This is a genomic window from Celerinatantimonas marina (genome assembly GCF_046054165.1).
Lineage (GTDB): Bacteria > Pseudomonadota > Gammaproteobacteria > Enterobacterales > Celerinatantimonadaceae > Celerinatantimonas.
In genome coordinates this window covers 50,707-70,559 of the sequence record NZ_JBFNXK010000019.1, presented here as the reverse complement: position 1 = coordinate 70,559, position 19,853 = coordinate 50,707, and the positions used below count along the sequence as shown (strand labels likewise).

The 19,853-nt window shown below is 45.6% G+C and carries 19 protein-coding genes; 9 read left to right on the top strand and 10 right to left on the bottom strand.

The features are described 5' to 3' along the window. Window positions 1–162: 162 nt before the first annotated feature. Both dapA and ABUE20_RS17175 read left to right on the top strand, forming a co-directional pair. Window positions 163–1,038, top strand: coding sequence for a 4-hydroxy-tetrahydrodipicolinate synthase (gene dapA, locus ABUE20_RS17180; protein ID WP_408621180.1), 876 nt, complete (start codon window positions 163–165; stop codon window positions 1,036–1,038). 60 nt (window positions 1,039–1,098) lie between these two features. After that, window positions 1,099–1,881, top strand: a complete 783-nt coding sequence (locus tag ABUE20_RS17175) for a nucleotidyl cyclase domain-containing protein (RefSeq protein WP_408621179.1) — start codon at window positions 1,099–1,101, stop codon at window positions 1,879–1,881. 2 nt (window positions 1,882–1,883) lie between these two features. Here ABUE20_RS17175 and ABUE20_RS17170 read toward each other — a convergent pair whose 3' ends face one another. Further along, the gene (locus tag ABUE20_RS17170) at window positions 1,884–2,228 is read right to left on the bottom strand and encodes a hypothetical protein (protein WP_408621178.1); all 345 of its coding nucleotides are present in this window, start codon (window positions 2,226–2,228) and stop codon (window positions 1,884–1,886) included. Window positions 2,229–2,266: 38 nt separating this feature from the next. Beyond that, a complete protein-coding gene (locus ABUE20_RS17165; RefSeq protein WP_408621177.1) occupies window positions 2,267–3,115 on the bottom strand; it encodes a phosphotransferase in 849 nt (282 codons plus the stop codon). 44 nt (window positions 3,116–3,159) lie between these two features. Here ABUE20_RS17165 and thiB point away from each other — a divergent pair, with 44 nt between their 5' ends. The 3 genes from thiB to thiQ are packed head-to-tail and all read left to right on the top strand — an operon-like array spanning window position 3,160 to window position 6,402. Further along, window positions 3,160–4,155, top strand: coding sequence for a thiamine ABC transporter substrate binding subunit (gene thiB / locus ABUE20_RS17160; protein ID WP_408621176.1), 996 nt, complete (start codon window positions 3,160–3,162; stop codon window positions 4,153–4,155). An 8-nt stretch (window positions 4,156–4,163) separates the two neighbouring features. Further along, on the top strand, window positions 4,164–5,714 hold the full coding sequence (locus tag ABUE20_RS17155) for an ABC transporter permease subunit (protein ID WP_408621175.1): 1,551 nt from the start codon (window positions 4,164–4,166) through the stop codon (window positions 5,712–5,714). Further along, entirely contained in the window at window positions 5,701–6,402 is a 702-nt protein-coding gene (gene thiQ / locus ABUE20_RS17150; RefSeq protein ID WP_408621174.1) for a thiamine ABC transporter ATP-binding protein, read from the top strand. Before ABUE20_RS17155 ends, thiQ begins: the two co-directional genes overlap by 14 nt. Window positions 6,403–6,468: 66 nt before the next feature. Here thiQ and ABUE20_RS17145 read toward each other — a convergent pair whose 3' ends face one another. The 4 genes from ABUE20_RS17145 to ABUE20_RS17130 form a co-directional block, all read right to left on the bottom strand. Then, window positions 6,469–7,740 (bottom strand): class I SAM-dependent methyltransferase, encoded by a 1,272-nt coding sequence (locus tag ABUE20_RS17145; RefSeq protein ID WP_408621173.1) that lies wholly within the window; start codon window positions 7,738–7,740, stop codon window positions 6,469–6,471. Window positions 7,741–8,323: 583 nt separating this feature from the next. Continuing rightward, window positions 8,324–9,169, bottom strand: coding sequence for a 23S rRNA (adenine(2030)-N(6))-methyltransferase RlmJ (locus tag ABUE20_RS17140; RefSeq protein ID WP_408621172.1), 846 nt, complete (start codon window positions 9,167–9,169; stop codon window positions 8,324–8,326). A 23-nt stretch (window positions 9,170–9,192) separates the two neighbouring features. Further along, window positions 9,193–10,023 carry a CvfB family protein gene (locus ABUE20_RS17135; RefSeq protein WP_408621171.1) on the bottom strand — a complete coding sequence of 277 codons (831 nt, stop codon included), beginning with the start codon at window positions 10,021–10,023 and terminating at the stop codon, window positions 9,193–9,195. Window positions 10,024–10,164: 141 nt separating this feature from the next. Then, window positions 10,165–11,385, bottom strand: coding sequence for a uracil-xanthine permease family protein (locus ABUE20_RS17130; protein ID WP_408621170.1), 1,221 nt, complete (start codon window positions 11,383–11,385; stop codon window positions 10,165–10,167). Window positions 11,386–11,613: 228 nt separating this feature from the next. Here ABUE20_RS17130 and ABUE20_RS17125 point away from each other — a divergent pair, with 228 nt between their 5' ends. Together ABUE20_RS17125 and udp are read left to right on the top strand one after the other, a co-directional pair. Continuing rightward, window positions 11,614–11,961: a DUF2956 domain-containing protein gene (locus ABUE20_RS17125; protein ID WP_408621169.1), complete on the top strand. Its 348-nt coding sequence runs from the start codon at window positions 11,614–11,616 to the stop codon at window positions 11,959–11,961. Window positions 11,962–12,154: 193 nt separating this feature from the next. Continuing rightward, on the top strand, window positions 12,155–12,919 hold the full coding sequence (udp, locus tag ABUE20_RS17120; protein ID WP_408621168.1) for a uridine phosphorylase: 765 nt from the start codon (window positions 12,155–12,157) through the stop codon (window positions 12,917–12,919). 330 nt (window positions 12,920–13,249) lie between these two features. Here the strand turns inward: udp and ABUE20_RS17115 are convergent, their stop codons facing one another. Continuing rightward, entirely contained in the window at window positions 13,250–13,918 is a 669-nt protein-coding gene (locus ABUE20_RS17115; RefSeq protein ID WP_408621167.1) for a glutathione S-transferase family protein, read from the bottom strand. Between the two features lie 285 nt (window positions 13,919–14,203). On the opposite strand from ABUE20_RS17115, the gene ABUE20_RS17110 reads away from it, so the two are divergent. Continuing rightward, window positions 14,204–15,547 (top strand): DEAD/DEAH box helicase, encoded by a 1,344-nt coding sequence (locus ABUE20_RS17110; RefSeq protein ID WP_408621166.1) that lies wholly within the window; start codon window positions 14,204–14,206, stop codon window positions 15,545–15,547. A gap of 61 nt (window positions 15,548–15,608) precedes the next feature. Here the strand turns inward: ABUE20_RS17110 and ABUE20_RS17105 are convergent, their stop codons facing one another. Further along, complete coding sequence (locus ABUE20_RS17105; protein WP_408621165.1) at window positions 15,609–16,436, bottom strand: ion transporter; 828 nt, start codon at window positions 16,434–16,436, stop codon at window positions 15,609–15,611. A 176-nt stretch (window positions 16,437–16,612) separates the two neighbouring features. Here ABUE20_RS17105 and ABUE20_RS17100 point away from each other — a divergent pair, with 176 nt between their 5' ends. Beyond that, entirely contained in the window at window positions 16,613–18,262 is a 1,650-nt protein-coding gene (locus tag ABUE20_RS17100; protein ID WP_408621190.1) for a mechanosensitive ion channel family protein, read from the top strand. Here the strand turns inward: ABUE20_RS17100 and ABUE20_RS17095 are convergent. Beyond that, complete coding sequence (locus tag ABUE20_RS17095) at window positions 18,251–19,207, bottom strand: sensor domain-containing diguanylate cyclase (protein ID WP_408621164.1); 957 nt, start codon at window positions 19,205–19,207, stop codon at window positions 18,251–18,253. The genes ABUE20_RS17100 and ABUE20_RS17095 overlap by 12 nt on opposite strands. Before the next feature lie 332 nt (window positions 19,208–19,539). Further along, window positions 19,540–19,806, bottom strand: a complete 267-nt coding sequence (locus ABUE20_RS17090; protein ID WP_408621163.1) for a DUF5062 family protein — start codon at window positions 19,804–19,806, stop codon at window positions 19,540–19,542. Window positions 19,807–19,853 lie beyond the last annotated feature (47 nt).

The following is a 19,853-nucleotide window of genomic DNA, read 5'->3' as shown; positions in this document are numbered from 1 at the left end:
ATCATAAAGGGTTTCCCCTTAGCAGGTTCTAAGAAGATGCAATCTAAGGTGGCTGTCAAACGGATAGCCGTCGATGGGTTGCGTTAACCAGGATTCTTATCTCATTCACCCGGTTAGCGTTTCGCAGCCGGGTTTTTTTATGAATAAATTGACGGAGTAGCCATGTTCAAAGGATCAATTGTTGCGTTGATCACCCCATTCAACCAAGGGAATGTAGATTATTCAGCTTTACAGAATATTGTCGAATGGCATATCAAGCAGGGAACCAATGCGATTATTCCAGTGGGTACCACTGGTGAAAGTCCAACACTTACTCACGATGAACATGTTGACGTGGTCCGTTGTGTGGCAGAACAGGTGAATGGGCGGATCCCGGTGATTGCCGGAGCGGGTTCCAATAATCCAATTGAAGCCATTGCGTTGACACAGCGTTCCGAAGCGGCTGGTGCTGATGCGACTTTACACGTTGCCGGTTATTATAATCGCCCGAATCAGCAGGGATTATTGGCCCATTTTACAGCAGTGCATAATGCCTCTACTAAACCGATTATTTTGTATAATATTCCACCGCGAGCTGTGGTTAATATTTTACCGGAAACCATGGCTCAGTTGGCTAAGCTTCCGCGTATTGCTGGTGTCAAAGATGCAACCGGTGATTTGAGTCGTCCCTGGATTGAACGGCAGTTGATCAAAAAAGAAGATTTTTGCTGGTTAAGCGGCGAAGACGCAACAGCCGTTGCCTATAATATTAGTGGAGGTCAGGGATGTATTTCAGTGACCGCAAATATTGCACCAGCGTTGTGTGCTCAGATGCAGCAGGCCTGTCTGAATGGGGAATGGCAAAAAGCGGTGGATATTCAGGATCGATTAATGCCTTTGCATCAGGCTATGTTTGCTGAACCAAGCCCAGCCGGTGCTAAATATGCAGCCTCGTTGCTGAATTTATGTGCTGCAGACTGCCGGTTGCCTGTGATGCCTTTAAGTGATGCGACCAAACAACAGATTGAAAAAGCCATGCGAGATCTGGAGTTGATTTAGTTCGGTACACTCATGCGGGCAGTTGTTCTTACTTAACCACCAGTGGATGAGAAATTAACCGTGTCAAAGTCGTCATTACCCGGTATCTGGAATGATTTACAACTGGCCGGGCAGTTGCCAGGTGGGCCTTTATGGCTGTTGGAACTTCAAACCAGTCAGGTTTGGTTTAACTATCGTGATGAATCAGGCGTATTTCATCAGACGAGTTTGACTGACTGGTTATATTCACTGGATGCCAGTTGTCGGCTGGCTGTTCGGGATACGATTCAGCGTATTCAGGTTGGGCATCAGCCATCGCTGCGATGTCATTTTAGCCATGATGATGAATGCTGGTACCGGATGAATTTATGTGAAATGGAGTTTCAGGGCCAGCTACTGCTTTATGGTTCCATTACCAGTTTATCGTTAAGTGCGACGGTGCGTGAAAACTTTTTGCCCCAGACGGATACCGGGGCTTTGAGTTGTCCGAATTTTAGAACCTTGCTTATTCAGGCGTTGCGAGCTAATGCCGTGAATGGTGAGCCGTTGACATTGATGAGTATGGGGATCGATCCAGCGGCAAAAATTTCTCGGGAAATGCTGGCCAGTTCGTTGCAAAAGAAGATGCGACGTAGTGATCTGATGGGCATGTTTCGAGATCAGGAACTATTGATTTTACTACATGGTGCCAGTCCTGAAGTGGTGCCCCAGATTGCAGAAAAATTACGAAGTTATGCCAAGGATTTGGCGACGATTCCGGTGGAAAATTGGTTGGATATCGGCTGGGTTTATTATCCGTTACAGGGCGACAATGTCGATACACTACTCGAAAAACGCTATACCCAACGGTTAGGTGAATGCTGAAGCTAGGCGCGCGATTCTAAAATCTGCCCCCGGGTTCCCATTTCCTGCATTGTTTCAAAATACATTCGGATCTGAGCTGCACTATTGTGAACCGTGTTGTTCATGGCTTCACGAATATGCTTGCTGTTAGCGACTTTAGCCGCATGCTGTTCCCGAAGTTGATTGGCGGTTTGACCATCCGGTACCTCATCTGGCGTGAAGACTTTGGTTCCGGGATGTGTCTGTTGTCTGGCGATCGTATAATCCGTTAGGTTCTGCACCGGGGCATCGGCTCTGATCCGTTGCCGAGCATGATAGATAGATTCAAACCCAGCTGCGCCTAAGTTGAAGCCGTAATCGTTGGTCATATTCCCCTCCTGCTCCTTATAACGGCGATAGATGCCTATTATTTAGATAAATTTATACCTTTTTGCCATCGTCGCCACTGTTGTTCCAAAGTGGCATCAATAGGATTCTGACTGTACCAGCACAAGTCCAGTAGTGTGGCTGCTTGCCTAAAATAAGCGAATTGCTGAGGAGACAAGGCACTGCGTTGTTGCAGCTGTTGCAACTGTGAGGCATTCAGTTCGAAGTGATTCGCCAGAGTAGCTTGATCCCATCCAGGATCACTGAGGGCGGCATATTCCCAATCTAACACGACTAATTGCTGATTTTGAATTAGCAGGTTAGCCGGTGACAGATCGTGATGATTGAGAACAAGTCGCTTGGATATGGGAAACTGTTCCAACCAGCGTTGCGCCAGTGCCTTAGCTATTGATGGGGCATAAGTTGCTCGTGATAGGTAATGAGCTAGATAAGTATGGGTTGGCCGATACATATATTCGGCGTGGGGCAGTGAAATCAATGGAAAAGAATCCAAGATAGCCAAGAGCTGCTCCCAGTGTTCGGGATGTCGTTGGAACCATTGTCGGTCTACCGCTGTTCCATCAATATAGGAATAGAGTAACCAAGGCTCTGACGATGCGATGAATTGGCCGTGAATGGCCCATGGGAAATGGTATAAGGCTTGTAATATGGTGTCTTCACGTTGATAATTTGTGCCGAATAATGCAGGTGCTAGAGGTTGACGGAAGATGAAAGGTCCGTTCGCTGACTGCAACAACCAGAGCTGGTGATGTCCTCCGTAAACTGGTGTGATCTGAGTAATGGGACCCGTTTTTTGAGTTAACCAGCGGTGTCCGGAAAGACTCAGCCGGAATAGCTGTGCTGGGGTGTCTTGTGGCATCTCAGGCATAACGGTTGTTTGATGATATGGCTTTTAGGTGACGGAATTTTAAAATGAAACGAATAGCTTGGCTATGTGTGATGCTCTTTATGAGTCTGTTTTCAGTGGGAGCTGTCGCAGGAGAGCCTATATTGACGGTTTATACCTATGGTTCATTTATCTCTAAATGGGGCCCAGGGCCTGAATTAGGTCAGATGTTCGAACAGCATTGTCATTGTCAGTTACGTTGGGTGGGGTTAGACGATGGTGTTTCGATATTAAATCGCTTACGTTTGGAAAAATCACATACCCATGCCGATGTGATTGTCGGATTAGACACAAATTTAATGCCAGCCGCGAAACGTTTGCAGTTGGTGCAGGCTCATCAGATCGATACACGTTCGTTACGAGTGCCACAAGTATGGCAGGATCCTGATTTTGTGCCATTTGATCGGGGACAATTTGCGTTTATCTACAACCACAATCGCTTAAGCACTGCTCCCAGCTCTTTGAAACAATTGGTTGAACAATTTCCCGGAACGATTGTTTATGAAGATCCACGGACTAGCACGGTAGGGCTGGGGCTGCTACTGTGGATTCAATCGGTCTATGGTAAAGAGTCCGGGCAAGCTTGGCAGAAACTACGGCATAAAACGGTAACAGTCACTAAAAGTTGGGATGAGGCCTATGGGATGTTTCTTAAAGGTGAAGCGGATATGGTGCTCAGCTATACAACATCGCCGGTTTATCATCAGTTGGTTGAACAGAAACATCAGTATCAAGCGGCTGTTTTTAGTGAAGGACATTATCAGCAGATTGAAGTGGCTGCCGTGAGTGCTTATTCACAGCAACTGCCACTGGCTCGTCAGTTTCTGCAATTTATTATTACTCCTGAAGCACAGCGTGTTATTGCGCTGAATAACTGGATGTTGCCGGTTCGACCCGATGTCCGGCTACCTGAACCGTTCCAACAGGCTATTCAGCCTCATCCGTTATCGATTGCTCCAGACACCGTTGCATTACATCGCAAAGCCTGGATCCGTCAATGGCGAAATGCTGTTAGCCAGTAGTGGGGCGCATGGGGTTAGCATTACTGATTTCCTTGGTGGGGATCGGCGGAATTTTATGGCTTAGTGGTTGGGGATTACTGCAGGCGGGGCAGGGACTCGATTGGTCCGAATTATCGGATCCTTATCTTTGGCATATTCTCTGGTTTAGCTGTTATCAGGCTTTTATCTCCGCTATTTTATCGTTGATCGCCGGGATATTGCTTGGGCGCTGTTTATTCTATTTGAAGCCCAAAGGGCTGCAATATTGGCTAGCCTTTGCCAGTGTTTGCTTTGTTGCACCGGTGATTTTGGTGGTCCTCGGTGTGATCGGGGCTTTTGGTCAGGATGGATTCTGGAGTCAGTTAGGATTGTGGCATCAACCTCTTTATGGTTTGACCGGGATCTTGATTGCCCATTTATTTTTAAACATCCCCCTGTTTATGCGCCATAGTTATCTGTTATGGCAATCGATTGCCCCGGCGCAGTGGCAACAGGCAGAGCAGTTGGGGTTGTCTAGTTGGCAACGTTTTCGATATCTGGAATGGCCCTTATTGCAGAGTGGCTTGCTTAGCAGCGGGTTGTTGGTTTTTATGCTGTGCTTCGGTAGCTTTACTATCGTTCTGGCATTGGGAGGAGGCCCGGCATCGGCAACGTTGGAAGTCGCTATCTATCAGGCCCTCCGTTATGATTTTGAACCAGATTTTGCGCTGGTGTGTGCATTATTGCAGTTATTGATCGGATTATTGCTATTTTATCTGTTAAAACAACGACAAGCGGCGTCTGATGTGGCCAAGGCTCATGATTATGAGCCGGTTATTCAGCCTTGGGAACGTTATGGGCTTAAAGGATACGCCGTAGTTTGTATGATCTTTTTCGGCTCAGTGTTCGTGGGGATGGTCAGTCCATTAGCGTCACTGACACTAAGCGCTATTGAGTTTTCAACGCTGATATCATCGACGTTATTGAGTGTGCAAATAGCTCTTCTGAGCTGGTTATTCTGCGGGATATTTCTGACTGCTTTGCTGATGTTAATTGTATTCAGTTGGCAACAACAGCAATTTCGATATCTGGATTCGATAGCGCAATTATTAGCATCATCTTTATTGTTATTTCCGGCGATGGTGGTTTCGACGGGGCTTTTTTTCTGGTTGTGGCAGCGGGGATTTCAAGGGCATTCTATGGCCTTGATTGCGCTGATCCATGCCTTAATGGCGCTGCCGTTTGCCATTCGGTTGATGCGTCCGGCATTGAGTCAACTGCAACGTCATTATCAGGTGTTATTAGCAGAACTCCATTTATCTGTTTGGGTTCGTTGGCGCGTGATTTATGCCCCGATTTTAGCGCGACCATTGGCATTGACCAGTGCGTTTGTGTTGGTCTTGTCGTTAGGCGATATGGGGGTGGTTGCTTTGCTGGGGGATGTGGATCGGGTCACGTTGCCGATGATGCTCTATCAGCAATTAGGCCATTACCAATATGCTAGGGCCAGTCTGACGGGCCTATGGTTATTATGGGTGTGTGTTATTATTTTTGCAGGATTTGAATATATTGCCTGTAAGGGGAGCCATGTTAGACGTTAAGGCCTTGATAGCCAGGCGTGGTGAACATGAATTTTGTTACGATTTTAGCTGTCATGCCGGTCAGATTGTTGCCGTACTTGGGCAAAGTGGTTGTGGTAAATCAACGTTATTGGCCATGATTGCTGGATTTATCAAGGCTCAAGGGCAACTGAGTTGGCAGGGACAGTCGTTGCAAGGGCTTCCCGTTGCGCAGCGTCCGGTAAGCAGCTTGTTTCAGCAGCATAATTTATTTGAACATTTGAATGTGATGCAGAATCTGGCGCTAGCTTTGCACCGTTCTTTGCGACTGAATGACGAGCAGCGACAAAAAATCAAAGAAGTGGCTGAACGTTTAGATATTGTTGATTTAATGGCGAAGTTTCCCGGTGATCTTTCCGGAGGGCAACGACAGCGGGCGGCACTCGCTCGGGCACTGTTGCGAGAACGCCCTATTTTGTTATTAGATGAGCCATTCAGTGCTCTTGATCCTATTTTACGTGACGAAAGTTTACGATTAGTGAGTGAACTCTGCCGGGAGCACCATTTAGCCGTTTTGCTGGTGACTCATCAGTGGCAAGATGCAATGGCGATTGCTGATGAAGTGGCATTTATTGATGAAGGACGCGTGGTTCAGCAATGTAGTCCGGAGCAATTGCTCAAATTTCCGGCTTCGTCTCAGATCCAACATTACTTAAAGGTGAGTTCATAAAGCTGACGTTATTCGATACACAACGTCAGCTCTTGTCTGATTTAAATCACGAACCTCATATTACCCTTAATGGCCGCGATGATTTCGAGGTTTGCCATTGGGTTTATGTTCCAGAGTAAATTGCCATGCATGGGTATTGCCGCTGATAAAACCCGCTTCACAATAGGCCATATAAAAATGCCAAAGTCGGAAAAACTGGCTATTGAATCCGGTTTTTTGTGGATTTTGTTCTCGAAATCCCGTGAGCCGTCGATGCCAGGCTTGTAACGTGAGCGCGTAATTAAGTCGCATATCCAGTTCATCGACAATTTTCAGATGATTTTTCACAAACATGGCCTTGAGCGGTGACTCGGCCGGCAGAAACGTCCCTGGGAAGATCAGTTGTTGGATAAAATCCGTACTTTTGCGATAACTGTCGTAGCGGTGATCAGAAATAGTGACCGTCTGTAAGACCATAATACCGCCGCTTTTGAGCCGTTCACTACATAACCGAATAAACTGAGGCAGGTTATTTTCGCCTACAGTTTCAAGCATTTCTACAGACACCACTTTGTCAAACTTACCGTAAAGGTCGCGATAATCCCGGCTTAACACTTGGATTTGTTGACCCAAGCCGAGTTTATGAACTTGTTCGCAGCAATGTTGGTATTGTAGATCAGATGTGGTGGTGGTGGTGACTTGACAGCCATAATGTTGAGCTGCATAAATAGCCAAACCGCCCCAACCTGAACCGATTTCCAGTAGATGGTCTTGTTTGGATAGTTTGAGCTGTTGGCAAATCCGCTCTAATTTTTGCAGTTGGGCCTGTTCCAGTGACGCTTCGGGGTTTTCAGTTGCGAGATCCGTATACAGTGCGCTGGAAAACTGCATGTAGGGATCTAAAAAAGAAGCGTAGAAAAGATGATTTAAATTGTAATGGGCGAGGAGAGTCCGTTTTATAGTCGATTTACGATTCTGCCGCAAACGATGGCGTAGCGCGGTGGTAAAATCTGAAATCCACGAGATCCCGGCATCCAGACGGTCCAATTTAGATTGATTGTGAGCTAATACCGTTAATAATGCATGCAGTGCATCGGTTCGCCATAATCCTTCAATATAAGTTTCAGCAGCAGCAATACTTCCCCCGCCGATCATGCGTTCAAATACACATGGATCGCGGATTTCGATGTGGATCTGTAGCGAAGATTGCTTATCCCCCATGACTTCATCCGTCATCTCGGGTTGTTTTAAGATAAGTTGGGCGCCTTGAATACTAGATAGGAAACGAACGACCAGCGTTCGTGCTATTTCTCGTCGGGGACTAAACCAAGGGTGGTTAAGTAGCCGGGGTTTTAACATAGAGCCTATTCATCCTCATTGATGTTTGTGATTGAGATAGCCCGGACGCTGGAGACAAACATCCGCTTAAGCTACAACGGCAAAGTGAATTAATACTTATTGCATTGTCAGAGTCTGTAGCGGGTTTGGCTATCGGCATCACATCGATCGACAAACAGATACGAAAGTGTGGGTGCAAAATAGAATGTCAGTCCCTCTGCTGGCGGTGACAGTGAATGAATCTAGCTCTCTGATTATTTAGGACTCATCAACAGATCCTATAAAAAGTTTGGCGGCCATAATTGATATATTAATCAAAAAAGTCAAATTCATTTTTAATCAAGATGTATCGGTACTCGGGATTGTTGAACTGTGTGGTTTAATTTCGTTCAAATTAAACGGATTTTGAACATTAAAGCAAGTGAACAAAGGTCAACAGTCTTTTATGAATAGTCGAACTTTTTTTTATTCCCGTAAAGTAAAAATTGTCTGAAATAAAATAAATTTCACATCATCGAATGCGAACAAAATATGGAGTGGATTGAGTCGAAATATGAAAGGGGACTATCGATGATAGCCCGCTTTCATTGAGGAATGAGACGGGTTATTCTGCGACTAGTTGTTCACTGCGATAGTAACCCTCGCCGGTCATTCCCAGTTCATGGCTAAGCCACGGCAACGTGCTTTCCAGATCAGCTTTAAGAGTCCACGGAGGATTAACCACAATCATGCCGCTGGAGGTCATTCCAAAGTGATTATTGTCATGACGCTGGCCTAACTCAAAGAGTTGAATATTTTGAATTCCGCTATCTTGTAGTTGTTTTTCCAGTTGATTAATACGGTATCGATCCACGACGGGATACCATAAGGCAATACACCCCGTTGCAAAACGTTTATGCGCTTCACTGATCAGTGTGACTACTTTTTGGTAATCATCTTTAATTTCATAACTCGGATCGATCAACAGTAGTCCGCGACGACTTGTGGGTGGGAAAAAGCCTAAGCTACCTTTAAAACCATCGGCAGCAATGACTTTACAGCGTCGATCTTTGCGGAATAGTTCGGTTAACGTTTGGCTGTCTTTGGGATGGAGTTCGTGTAAAAACAGTTTATCTTGTTCTCGCAAACATTGAGCCGCGATCCAAGGCGAGCCCGGATAGCGGCGCAATTGGGGCTGTTGGTTATTGAATTGCATCACTAGCTGGCAGTACTCGGCTAATAATTCTGGCAGATCATCCCGCTGCCAGAGTCGGCCGATCCCCTGTTGATATTCTGCTGTTTTTTGTGCTTCGGCACTGGTCAGTTGATATCCGCCTGCTCCGGCATGGCTATCAACGTAGACTAGAGGCTTTGATTTTTGAGTCAGGTAATTGAGAATGCGCTGCAATGTGAGATGTTTTAAAACATCGGCAAAATTGCCAGCGTGGAATGAATGACGATAACTGAGCATATCGATCCTGTTGCAGGTTAAACTTATTGTTCGATCAGTAAAATACCGCGTTCACTTATTTTAATCAGTTTTTTGCGATAGAGATGCCCTACGGCTTTTTTATACTGACCTTTACTCACGCCAAAAACGGCAGCAATTAATTTAGGATCACTTTTATCACCGATGGCCAAATATCCTCCATCCTGTTTTAGACGGTCTAAAATTTGTTGCTGGAGTTCATCTAACTGATAATCGCCGGGAGCCTGAAGGCGTAAATCAATCCGGCCATCTTCACGGATTTTATAGACATAAACCGTGATTTCCTGACCTAGAGTGACTCGCTGGAACAGCTCATTGTGATACAACATTCCCAGATAACGACCATCAACGACGACTTGATATCCGAGTTCTGAACGGCGGATGATAAGGCCATTCACAGCGGTTCCCGGGGGATAGGAAGGGTCGTGGTCCAGATGCTCTTCAATATGGGGTGTTCCGGCTAAACGACCCAAAGAATCAATGTACAAATAGACGGCATAGCTTTGCCCAACACGCATGGGGTCAAACTGTTCTCGTTCAGCCACAAACAGATCTTTGGCAATCCCCATATCGAGAAAGGCCCCGGACTGATGTACTGCAACAACCGGTAACCAAGCGACGTCACCCACCTGAGCTTTTGGAAGTCGGGTGGTGGCCGTGAGCTGTTCTTGGTGATCCGTATAGACAAAAACGGTGATTTGCTGGCCGACTTGAGCTTCTGGAGGTAACTCGGATGCGGGCATGAAAAGTTGACGCTGATCAGTGGATTGCAAGGTCGCCTGTTGGCGATCTATTTGGACCAATAGCAATGGCTGAATGCGACCGATTTGTAACATAATTTATTCCCCTTCAATATCGCGCTAAGGATACGTGAGTTTGCTGGGATTGTCGCTAAATAACTCTGCCAAATTATAGGCTATTTAGGCGGTATTTTTTGAAATGAAACAAGGCTATCAAGGGATAGCCTTGTTGAGGTATTAAAGGGTTGTTTTGACTGCGGGTTTTGCTTGAGGAAGAATGATATTCAGCAATATGGCGACGATGCCACATAGCCCGACGCCTTTCAGTGCAAAATCACCAAAGCCAATAGCCATTTGACCGATCCCGAAAACGAGTGTGACCGAGACGATAACCATGTTGCGCGGAATAGAGAGATCAACACGCTTGTGGATCAATGTATTCAGACCAATGGTTGCAATGGCTCCAAATAGTAAACACATGATCCCGCCCATAACCGGAATTGGAATGGATAATAAGAAAGTTCCTGTTTTGCCCACAAAGGCTAAAGCGATGGCAAAGACCGCTGACCAAGTCATGATCACTGGATTATAAGTTTTCAGCAGGCTGACGGCACCGGTCACTTCACCATAACTGACTACGGGAGGGGCACCGAATAATGAAGCACAAATAGTCGCGAGTCCATCGCCTAATAATGAACGGTGGATTCCGGGTTTTTCAATGAAGTTTTTCCCGGTGACATTACTGATCGCCAAAATATCACCAAAATGTTCGATAGTGACGATTAGACCCACAGGAGCGATATAGAGGATGGCCTGCCAGTTAAAGGTTGGAGTGATAAATTTCGGAATATCAATCCATTGGGCTTTTAATACCGGTGTGAAATCGACAATTCCCAAGAACAAGCTGAGAATGTAACCGACTGCGACCCCAGAAATGATTGGCATCAGCCGAATCAATCCTCGTCCAAAGATAGAGATGATGACGGTTGTTGCGAGTGAAGCTCCCGAAATCATAAGCGCGTAATTTGGATCAACCAGTTGTGTACCATCCCCCGCTTTACCCAAAGCCATTGTCACTGCTGTCGGAGCCAGAGCCAGACCAATGACCATGATGACTGGCCCTACGACGACAGGAGGCAAAAATCGTTCTATGACGGCTACGCCGCGCAGTTTGACGATCGCACTAATGAGAATAAAAACGAATCCTGCTGCAGCTAAACCGGAGAGTGTGGAAGAAAAACCAAATTGTTGGGTACCGAGAATAATGGGGGCGATAAAAGCGAAGGAACTACCGAGGAAAATGGGGATTTGTCGTTTTGTACAAATTTGAAAGATTAAAGTACCGATCCCGGCACCAAGAAGAGCAAGCCGCGGATCGATTCCCGTTAACAGGGGAACCAGGGTGGTTGCACCAAATGCGACAAGGAGCATCTGTGCACCCAGAAGTGGAGTTTTCATAAAGCCTCTGAGTAATGAATTTGGCACATGATAGAGAAAGTTTATACGAAAGGCTAGGGGCGGTTGATGCTTGTCTGCTACAAAGTAAATTGTCAAAAAATCATCGTCCCTGCGTTGTCTTTGGCATATGTTCTAACGGATTGATCTCTCAATATGGACGGGGCCGTTTGGGCCCTCGCTCTGATTATGGCACTATATAATGTTAGGTTATTTGGATAAGGATAGTAGATGAATAAAGCAAAAGCGGCCGATGTCTCCCAACAAACCAAGGAACAGGCCACCGCTTTAGCCAAGGCCAATCAGCGACCGGGACAAACCAAGGCGCAGACAAAACTGGTAGAAGAAGGGATCCGTAAAGGGATTGATCAATATAAAAAACAACAAAAAGCTCTGGCTAGAGAACGAAATAAACAGCGTAAAAAAGTGACCAACAGCGAGCCACAACTGCAGAATGCGTCAAGGGTGGATAGCGTTCATGAAGATCACCATTTTTCGGTATCAGCTTGGCTGGGATGGGGACTGCTAATTGTGTCATGGATTGGTTTTATCAGTTATTGGATATGGCAAAGAGGATAAGACTCATCTGAAGTGAAGATGGATTGATCTGGATTGCATTGAAAAAAAGACTGGATTGGATGTTGTATGCGATGACGGTCATCCTCAATGCTGTCAAACTGAAATGAAGCTCAGATGCAAAAATAACGATGAAAGATCAACAGCCTTCAGGGTTTATGTATACTATGTTTTTGCTTAATAAAAAGGAGTGAGCATGGGTCAAGCAAGTGTTTTCCATTTAGGTCTCAATGAGCATGATATCGCGGGAGCTACGTTGGCTATTATTCCTGGAGATCCCGCTCGGGTTGAGCGAATTGCTGGGCAATTGGAACGATCTCAAATTCTGGCTCGTACGCGAGAATTTACTTCGGCTAGAGCCTATTTAGGTGACGTTCCGATCATCATCTGTTCGACTGGTATCGGCGGACCATCGACATCCATTGCGGTTGAAGAACTGGCCCAATTAGGGATTCGGACGTTTTTACGGGTAGGGACGACTGGGGCGATTGCACCTCATATTCAAGTGGGTGATTTAATTATTACCACCGGCTCGGTTCGTTTAGATGGGGCCAGTCAACACTTTGCACCCTTAGAATATCCAGCTGTTGCCGATTTTTATGCGACTCAGGCATTAGTCAGAAGTGCCGAACAACTGGGCTATCAAGCTCATGTCGGAATTACGGCATCTTCCGATACCTTTTATCCAGGGCAAGAGCGATATGATACCTATACGGGACGAGTCAATGCGCGTTTTCGTGGGTCACTCAAAGAATGGCAATCACTGGGCGTGCTTAATTATGAAATGGAATCGGCAACACTGCTGACGATGTGTGCGAGTAGTGGTTTGAAAGCTGCGATGATTGCGGGCGTTATTGTGAATCGGGCTCAGCAGGAGATCCCGGATGAAACGTTGATGGCGCAAACGGAGCAGCGAGCGGTAACCGCGGTTATTGCAGCGGCGCGTCAATTGCTGGCTTAAGCAACCTCGATTATTCTTTTGAGGCGGGTTGTCGGACAAAGAAAAGCCGCGCCTCAAATGAGGGCGGCTGTCTACAATTTACAGACAATCATGGAGCAAGTGCTTTGAACTACATGTGAGGTGTAGTATCAAGAGAGTGCGTCGTAAATCATGCATGAATCACCATGATTACTTAACCAGCGATTTAAGTGTGCCGCTTAAATCTAAGATGCCGGACGACCTTAAGTAAGTTTTAGTCTACAGCGTTATTTTAAAATTGCAAATGATAATTATTATCATTTGTTGTTAAATACACCTGCGCCATTCTGCCTGCTATGATTCGTTGCTGTTTTATTGATTATTATTGTAAAGCTGTTCCACGGATTCAATGACTTCAACTTCTTGGTAGGCATCCGCTAGCCATTCATCGACAGCCGGTGTTTTACGCAGCATATTACAATAACTTGCCAAGGGTTCTTCAATTTCAACGCCGTATGTTTGAAGTCGCAGAACCACTTGTGCATACATACAGTCGGCGATCGAAAATGCACCTAATAACCACGGGCCGCCACTCGTATCCAGAGCTTGTTGCCAGAGTTCTTCGATTCGGATAATTTCATTCGCCAAGGCTGTCGGCATATCGGGAATTGCAATTCGGGCCCGGCAATTCATTGGCATCAGGCGGCGCATCATCATAAAGCTGGAATGTATTTCTGCACACATGGAGCGGCCTAAAGCGCGTAAATAGGGACGGGCCGGCCACGCCTGACCATCCAGACACGATTCATTAATCCATTCACAAATAGCCAGTGATTCCCAAATGGGATGATTATCGGACCAGAGTACCGGTACCTGTCCTGTAGGGGACAGATCTTTGACCTGATTTTTAAAATCAGCTGAGGCTAAACTAACTTGCTGTTCGATAAACGGAATATCGAAATAGCGCAGTAACAGCCAAGGGCATAAGGACCAGGATGAATAGTTCTTATTGCCAATGACTAACCGCAAGTTTTGATTCATTTTCGTCTCCGCCAGCTATTTACGACCATAATTTGAAGTGTGTATTGAGTATAGACAATATTTATAAAAGTTACTGGTTAAGACCGGATCTCCGCCAATAGCTCGCATATGGGTTCCCGGTGTGTTGAAGCTGAACTGAGGTTGGCTTCGCATAGCTTATTTGAAACGATAAATCTGTTTTTGGGGTCAAAAGATAGGGCATTTCGGTGAGAGTGACGTGATTTTCTGTACACCTTGTGGCAACTCGCTATAATTCACACTCTGCTCATCATGAAGGTATATCTCTTGCAATTTAGTGAATTTGGTCTTGATGCTCGGATTATCCGGGCCATTCAGCATTTAGGATTTAATGAACCGACTGAGATCCAGTCTGAAGCCATTCCTGCGGCTATGGCTGGGCGGGATCTGATTGCATCTTCTAAGACCGGTTCTGGTAAAACACTTGCCTATTTGGTTCCTTTGATGCAGCGTTTGTTCCGGGTGCGGGCATTGAGTCGTCGCGATCCTCGGGCCGTGATCTTAACGCCAACCCGGGAGTTAGCCCGGCAGGTCTATGCACAGTTGCGATTATTTCTGAGCGTTGGGCAAGGGCGTGGAATTTTACTGTGTGGCGGGGAAAATTTTAATGATCAAGCCGTTGCATTGCGACGTCAGCCGCATGTGATTGTGGCTACCCCGGGACGACTGGCCGATCATCTGTTGCAGCGTCATCTGTATTTAGAAGGATTGGAACTGCTGATTTTTGATGAAGCGGATCGGATGCTTGATCTGGGATTTGCGGCGCAGCTTAAAATGATTTCTCAGGCTGCCAGTCATCGGAAACGACAGACTCTCATGTTTTCAGCAACGCTGGATAACTTAGAGCTTAATGAAATGGCGTTGGAACTTCTTAAAGAACCGGAACGGATTGCGGTAGGGATCGGTTTTGAAGGCAATACGGATATCGTCCAGCAGTTTTATTTGTCAGATCATCTGGATCATAAAGAAGCATTACTTAAAGCATTGATGGGACGGTTGCAGGATGAGCAAGCGATTGTCTTTACGGCGACCCGACAGGATACGTCCCGGCTCGCTGATTTGCTTGAACAACAGGGATTGCGCTGCGCGGCATTAAGCGGAGAGTTAAATCAGGGAACGCGTAATCGAATTATGGATCAATTTGCCCGGGGCCATCAGCAGGTGCTGGTGACGACAGATCTGGCCTCTCGAGGACTCGATATTTCGAATGTGGGGCTGGTGGTGAATTTTGATCTGCCAAAACATGCGGAAGAATATATTCACCGAGTGGGGCGGACGGGCCGAGCGGGTCGTCAAGGGCTAGCTTGTTCGCTGGTTGGACCTAAGGATTGGCCTCAATTTTTATTGTTGAAGCAGTTTTTAAATCGGGATCATATCCAGTTTTCCACTCTTGAAGGTTTAGAAGGTAAGTTCAAGGGGCTTAAGCCTAAAGCGACGCGTCACAAAGCTATTACGCAACATCGCACCTTGAAGCAGAAACCGGTGACTAAATCTTTCAAAGCGAAAGGAGAACGCAATCGGGTTTATCATGAGGGGGTTGAGATCGGTGATGCACCGATGAAACGTAAACCTAAACCCATCGTAGAAGATCCCTTAGATTCGGATGAATAACGCCGTTTAAAGATACGATGGTCTATTGTGATCGGGGGCATGCTCCGATCAGCGTTCTGCATTAAAGTTTACTTCCACAGTATTTGCAGAAACGGGCATCCGTATCGTGCCCTTCTGCACTGCAGTTAGGGCAGGCCTGAGTGGATACTTCTTTGTTTTGTTGTCGCTGTGCCTGACTCAGTTCTACGGTCACGATCCCCGTAGGTACGGCAATAATCCCGTAACCGATAATCATGATCAGGGATGCGATGATTTTCCCCAAAACGGTCATGGGAGCAATATCACCATATCCCACGGTAGTCAGTGTTACGATCGCCCAATAGACCGCTTCCGGGATATTGTTAAAGCCGTGTTCAGGCCCCTCTATTAGATACATGACACAGCCGAGAATAATAACCAGTGAAAAGACGGCTAATAGAAACACACTAATTTTGTGGCTACTGGCTGAGAGGGCCTGGCGGAGTGTTTTGGCCTCTCGCAGATACTGTGCGAGTTTAAGTATTCGAAAAATCCGGAGTAAGCGTAGGATCCGAATGCTGATCAGGTAGTGCGAGCCGACAAAGATGAATCCAATATAAGTGGGTAAAATCGAAAGTAGATCGACAATGCCGAAAAAACTGCGCATATAAAGCCAGGGTCTTTGAACACTAATCAGCCGCAGAATATATTCAATGGTGAATGCAACGGTAAATATCCACTCAAAAACATGCAGTATTGTCCCAAATTCCATACGGACTTGTTGGACACTCTCTAGCATGATAACGATGACACTGGTGATGATCCCGATGATGAGAATAATGTCGAATAGTTTTCCGGCTGGAGTATCTGCTTCGTAGATAATTTCGTGTAAATGCTTTTTCCAGGGTGTTTGTGAAGGGGTTATAGCCACAGTGTATTTCCCGAATAGCTGACTGATAGGAATAACAAAACTTATATCAGAGCATAGCAAATGAATTGGTATCTGGATTGTTTTATAAATAGATTCTTAAATAGGCATAGGGATCTGAAAAGGCCTGTGCTAGGCTGATATTCCAGTTTTAAATGGCTTATTGAGTTTAAATCGTGATGCAATCCTGGCAAAAATTTGGGTTATTCGGTCTGTTTTGTTTGATGCTTTCGATACCGGTGAGGGCTGAAGTACAACCCAGCCAGTTCGCATCGTTGTCTGAACATATTCGCTCCGAGCAGAAGGCGTTGAATGAACTGGAACAATCGTGGGAAAAAACGAAATCGACAATGACTCGGGGTATGTTGTTACAGCAAATCTTTTCGACAGTCGATTATATGGGGCAGAAAATTGAAGCGTTTGTGGAGAGTGATGAAGGGAAAAGTCATCCGGAACAAAGTCAGCAACTATTAAGACAGAATCTGCTGATTTTGGATCAGCAGGAAAAACGTTCTACCGCTTTGATTATCGATCTGTTTCATAGTTTTGAAGTCGTTTCATCGGCTAGCCAGCCATTAACTTGGGTGACCATTTCGGTGGGCATCGATTATCAAACCAGCCTTTATCTGCAAAAAAATCGCGTTTTACATTTAATTCAAGGCGATGATGCCGCTGTTCTAAAAAAACGTTATCGGTATCGTTTGGAGCAATATGCCATTGAGTTAGCTAGTTTTTTGCAGGCGAGTTTGCGGCAATCCGAACAACTTAAAGAAGAGTTGGGGGGCTTGAGTAAATCGATGCAAAGTGAGGTTGAATCCCGGTTTGTCTTGCAACAACGCATTAGCCATACATTTAGTAAAAATATTAAACGACTGATCCCGCTGCTCAAAGAACAAAATGTAGATACCAGCCACTATACGCAATTGACCTTTGAAGCAACTGGTGAATTGTCGGATTTAGTGGTGAACAGTGATAGTGTCTGGTCATTTCTGCGCAGTGTTTTTTCCAATAGTGATCAGTGGTTGATCCAGAATTTACGGATCTTACTGCCTCGGGCTCTGGTTTTTATATTACTGATGGTATTTTTTTACGGCTTGTCCCGAATGATGAAATCTTTGGTCAGTAAAATGGTTCGCTCGAAGCACTCCCGGATGTCGACTTTGGTTCAGGAATTTTTCATTGCAACATCGGGTAAAGCGGTGATGCTAATGGGGATCTTATTGGCTTGTGCCCAATTGGGACTGGATTTGGGGCCGGTGTTGGCTGGATTGGGCGTGGCCGGTATTGTGATCGGTTTTGCTCTGCAGGATACGTTGTCTAACTTTGCCTCGGGAATGATGATCCTGATTTACCGTCCGTTTGATGTGGGCGATTATGTGGAAGCCGGAGGTGTGTCTGGTAAAGTGAGTTATATGAGTTTAGTCAATACCACGATCCGAACCTTTGATAATCAGAAAATTATGGTACCCAATAATAAAATATGGGGAAGTACGATTAACAATATTACGGCGGAACGAGTTCGTCGGGTCGATATGGAATTTTCCATTAGTTATAGTGATGATATTGCCCGAGCCGAGCAAATTCTGAAAGATATTGTGAATCAGCATCCGGATGTTTTACGTGAGCCGGAACCCTTAATTAAATTAATGCGCTTGGGGGAATCATCGTTGGATTTCGTGGTGCGCCCCTGGGCTAGAACCGAAGCCTATTGGGATGTGTATTGGGATATTACCCGACAAGTGAAATTACGCTTTGATCAAGAAGGGTTATCGATCCCATTCCCTCAGCGGGATATTCATCTGTATCAACAGCCATCATCACTTGACTGAAACGCGATATTGATAGCCATTTTTGCCATTGTGTTTGACTTGATACATCCGGGTATCCGCTCTTTCAAGCAGGGTATCCAGTGTGTCTTCCACCCGTAAAGTGGCGATACCGATGCTGATCCCAACATGGATGGTTCGGCCATGAATGACGACATGGTGCTGGTTGAACTGTTGGCGGATCCGTTCGGCTAGTATTTGGAGGTCACTGATCTGTTCAAAATTAAAAACTACCAGTGCAAACTCATCGCCCCCGATCCGGTAGATCTGTTCCTGCAGGCGGGTTTGCTGAGAGAGTTTCTGGGCCAGTTGACACAATAATTGATCTCCGGCCCGATGGTTTATTTTATCATTGACTTCTTTGAAGCCATCCAAGTCTAGATAAAACAAAGCCAGAGGCTGATTGGGATGATCAGTACGATGGCGATTAAAATCATGCTGAAGTGCATAGCGATTGGGAAGTCCGGTTAACGGATCACACATGGCCATCTGGCTGAGTTGCTTCTGCTGGGCCTGCTCGTAACTGACATCCTGATAGATCCCCGCAATGGTTTTAGGATAACCTTGGGGATCTCTTTGAATCATACGTCCCCGACAATGCAACCAGCGCCAGGGATGTTCATCATTGGTTCGATAGCGAAATGTTCGCTCGAAAATAGAAATTTTACCTTGAAGATAGGATTGAAACGCTTCCGTAAATTTACCCAGATCTTCCGGATGGATATATTCCTGAATCACAGACAGTGAGCTGTTGGCGTACATGGGTTTAAAGCTTTGGTTTCTCGGGTTCCAAAATGACCAGGCATAGAGAACCTGTAAAGTGGGTACATCAAGTTCCCAATAAGCATTGTTACTGCATTCAAGGATTGTGAGTAGACGTTCTTGTGAGCCCACTCGTCCATGATATTGGTCATCAAAGAGTTGGGGTAAACTTGAGTATCCTTCCATGATATTTATACATCCACTTCATCTATCCTTATGGAGTTATTAGAGCAGGTTAAAAAATGAATAGAAATCGCTAATTATGATGAAAGAAGGGTAAAAATACTCATACTTTTGAATGTCATACCTATCCGTAAATCATGCTTTGTTGATGGTTTTAATAGTAAAAGTTACCTGAGAGATGAGCCGGGCAAAGGACTGTAGTTTATTGATTCTATTGATCGCAAATTTCAGTTTTATGGCATTCATCACATTTTAAATAGGTTTAAGTCAAAGCGGTGCCGTAGATATAACCGCTAAAAAATTGAAAAGGCGTCATTTGACGCCTCAAGAGAAGATTAATTCGCCGTGACTAAGGGATGGTCTTCCGGAAGTTGTTTGACGAGCCAGAGAACTAATTTATGGCGCATTTCAGGTCCATTGAGTTTGTCTTCTGCAAGTGGCGTGATACGCTTATCGGCAACGAGCAAGCGATAAAGTATTTCTACTTTGTCACGCTCTGAAACGCCGGCTGGAAATTTAGCGTATCCCCGTTGGATCGCATAGGCTTGACCTATGACAAGCGCTTTTTTGAGCAGTTGTGATTCATTATTGAGCTTTTTCATCGCGCTTCCTTTGGATGGATTGGGTGTCTCCAACATACCGAAGCAGT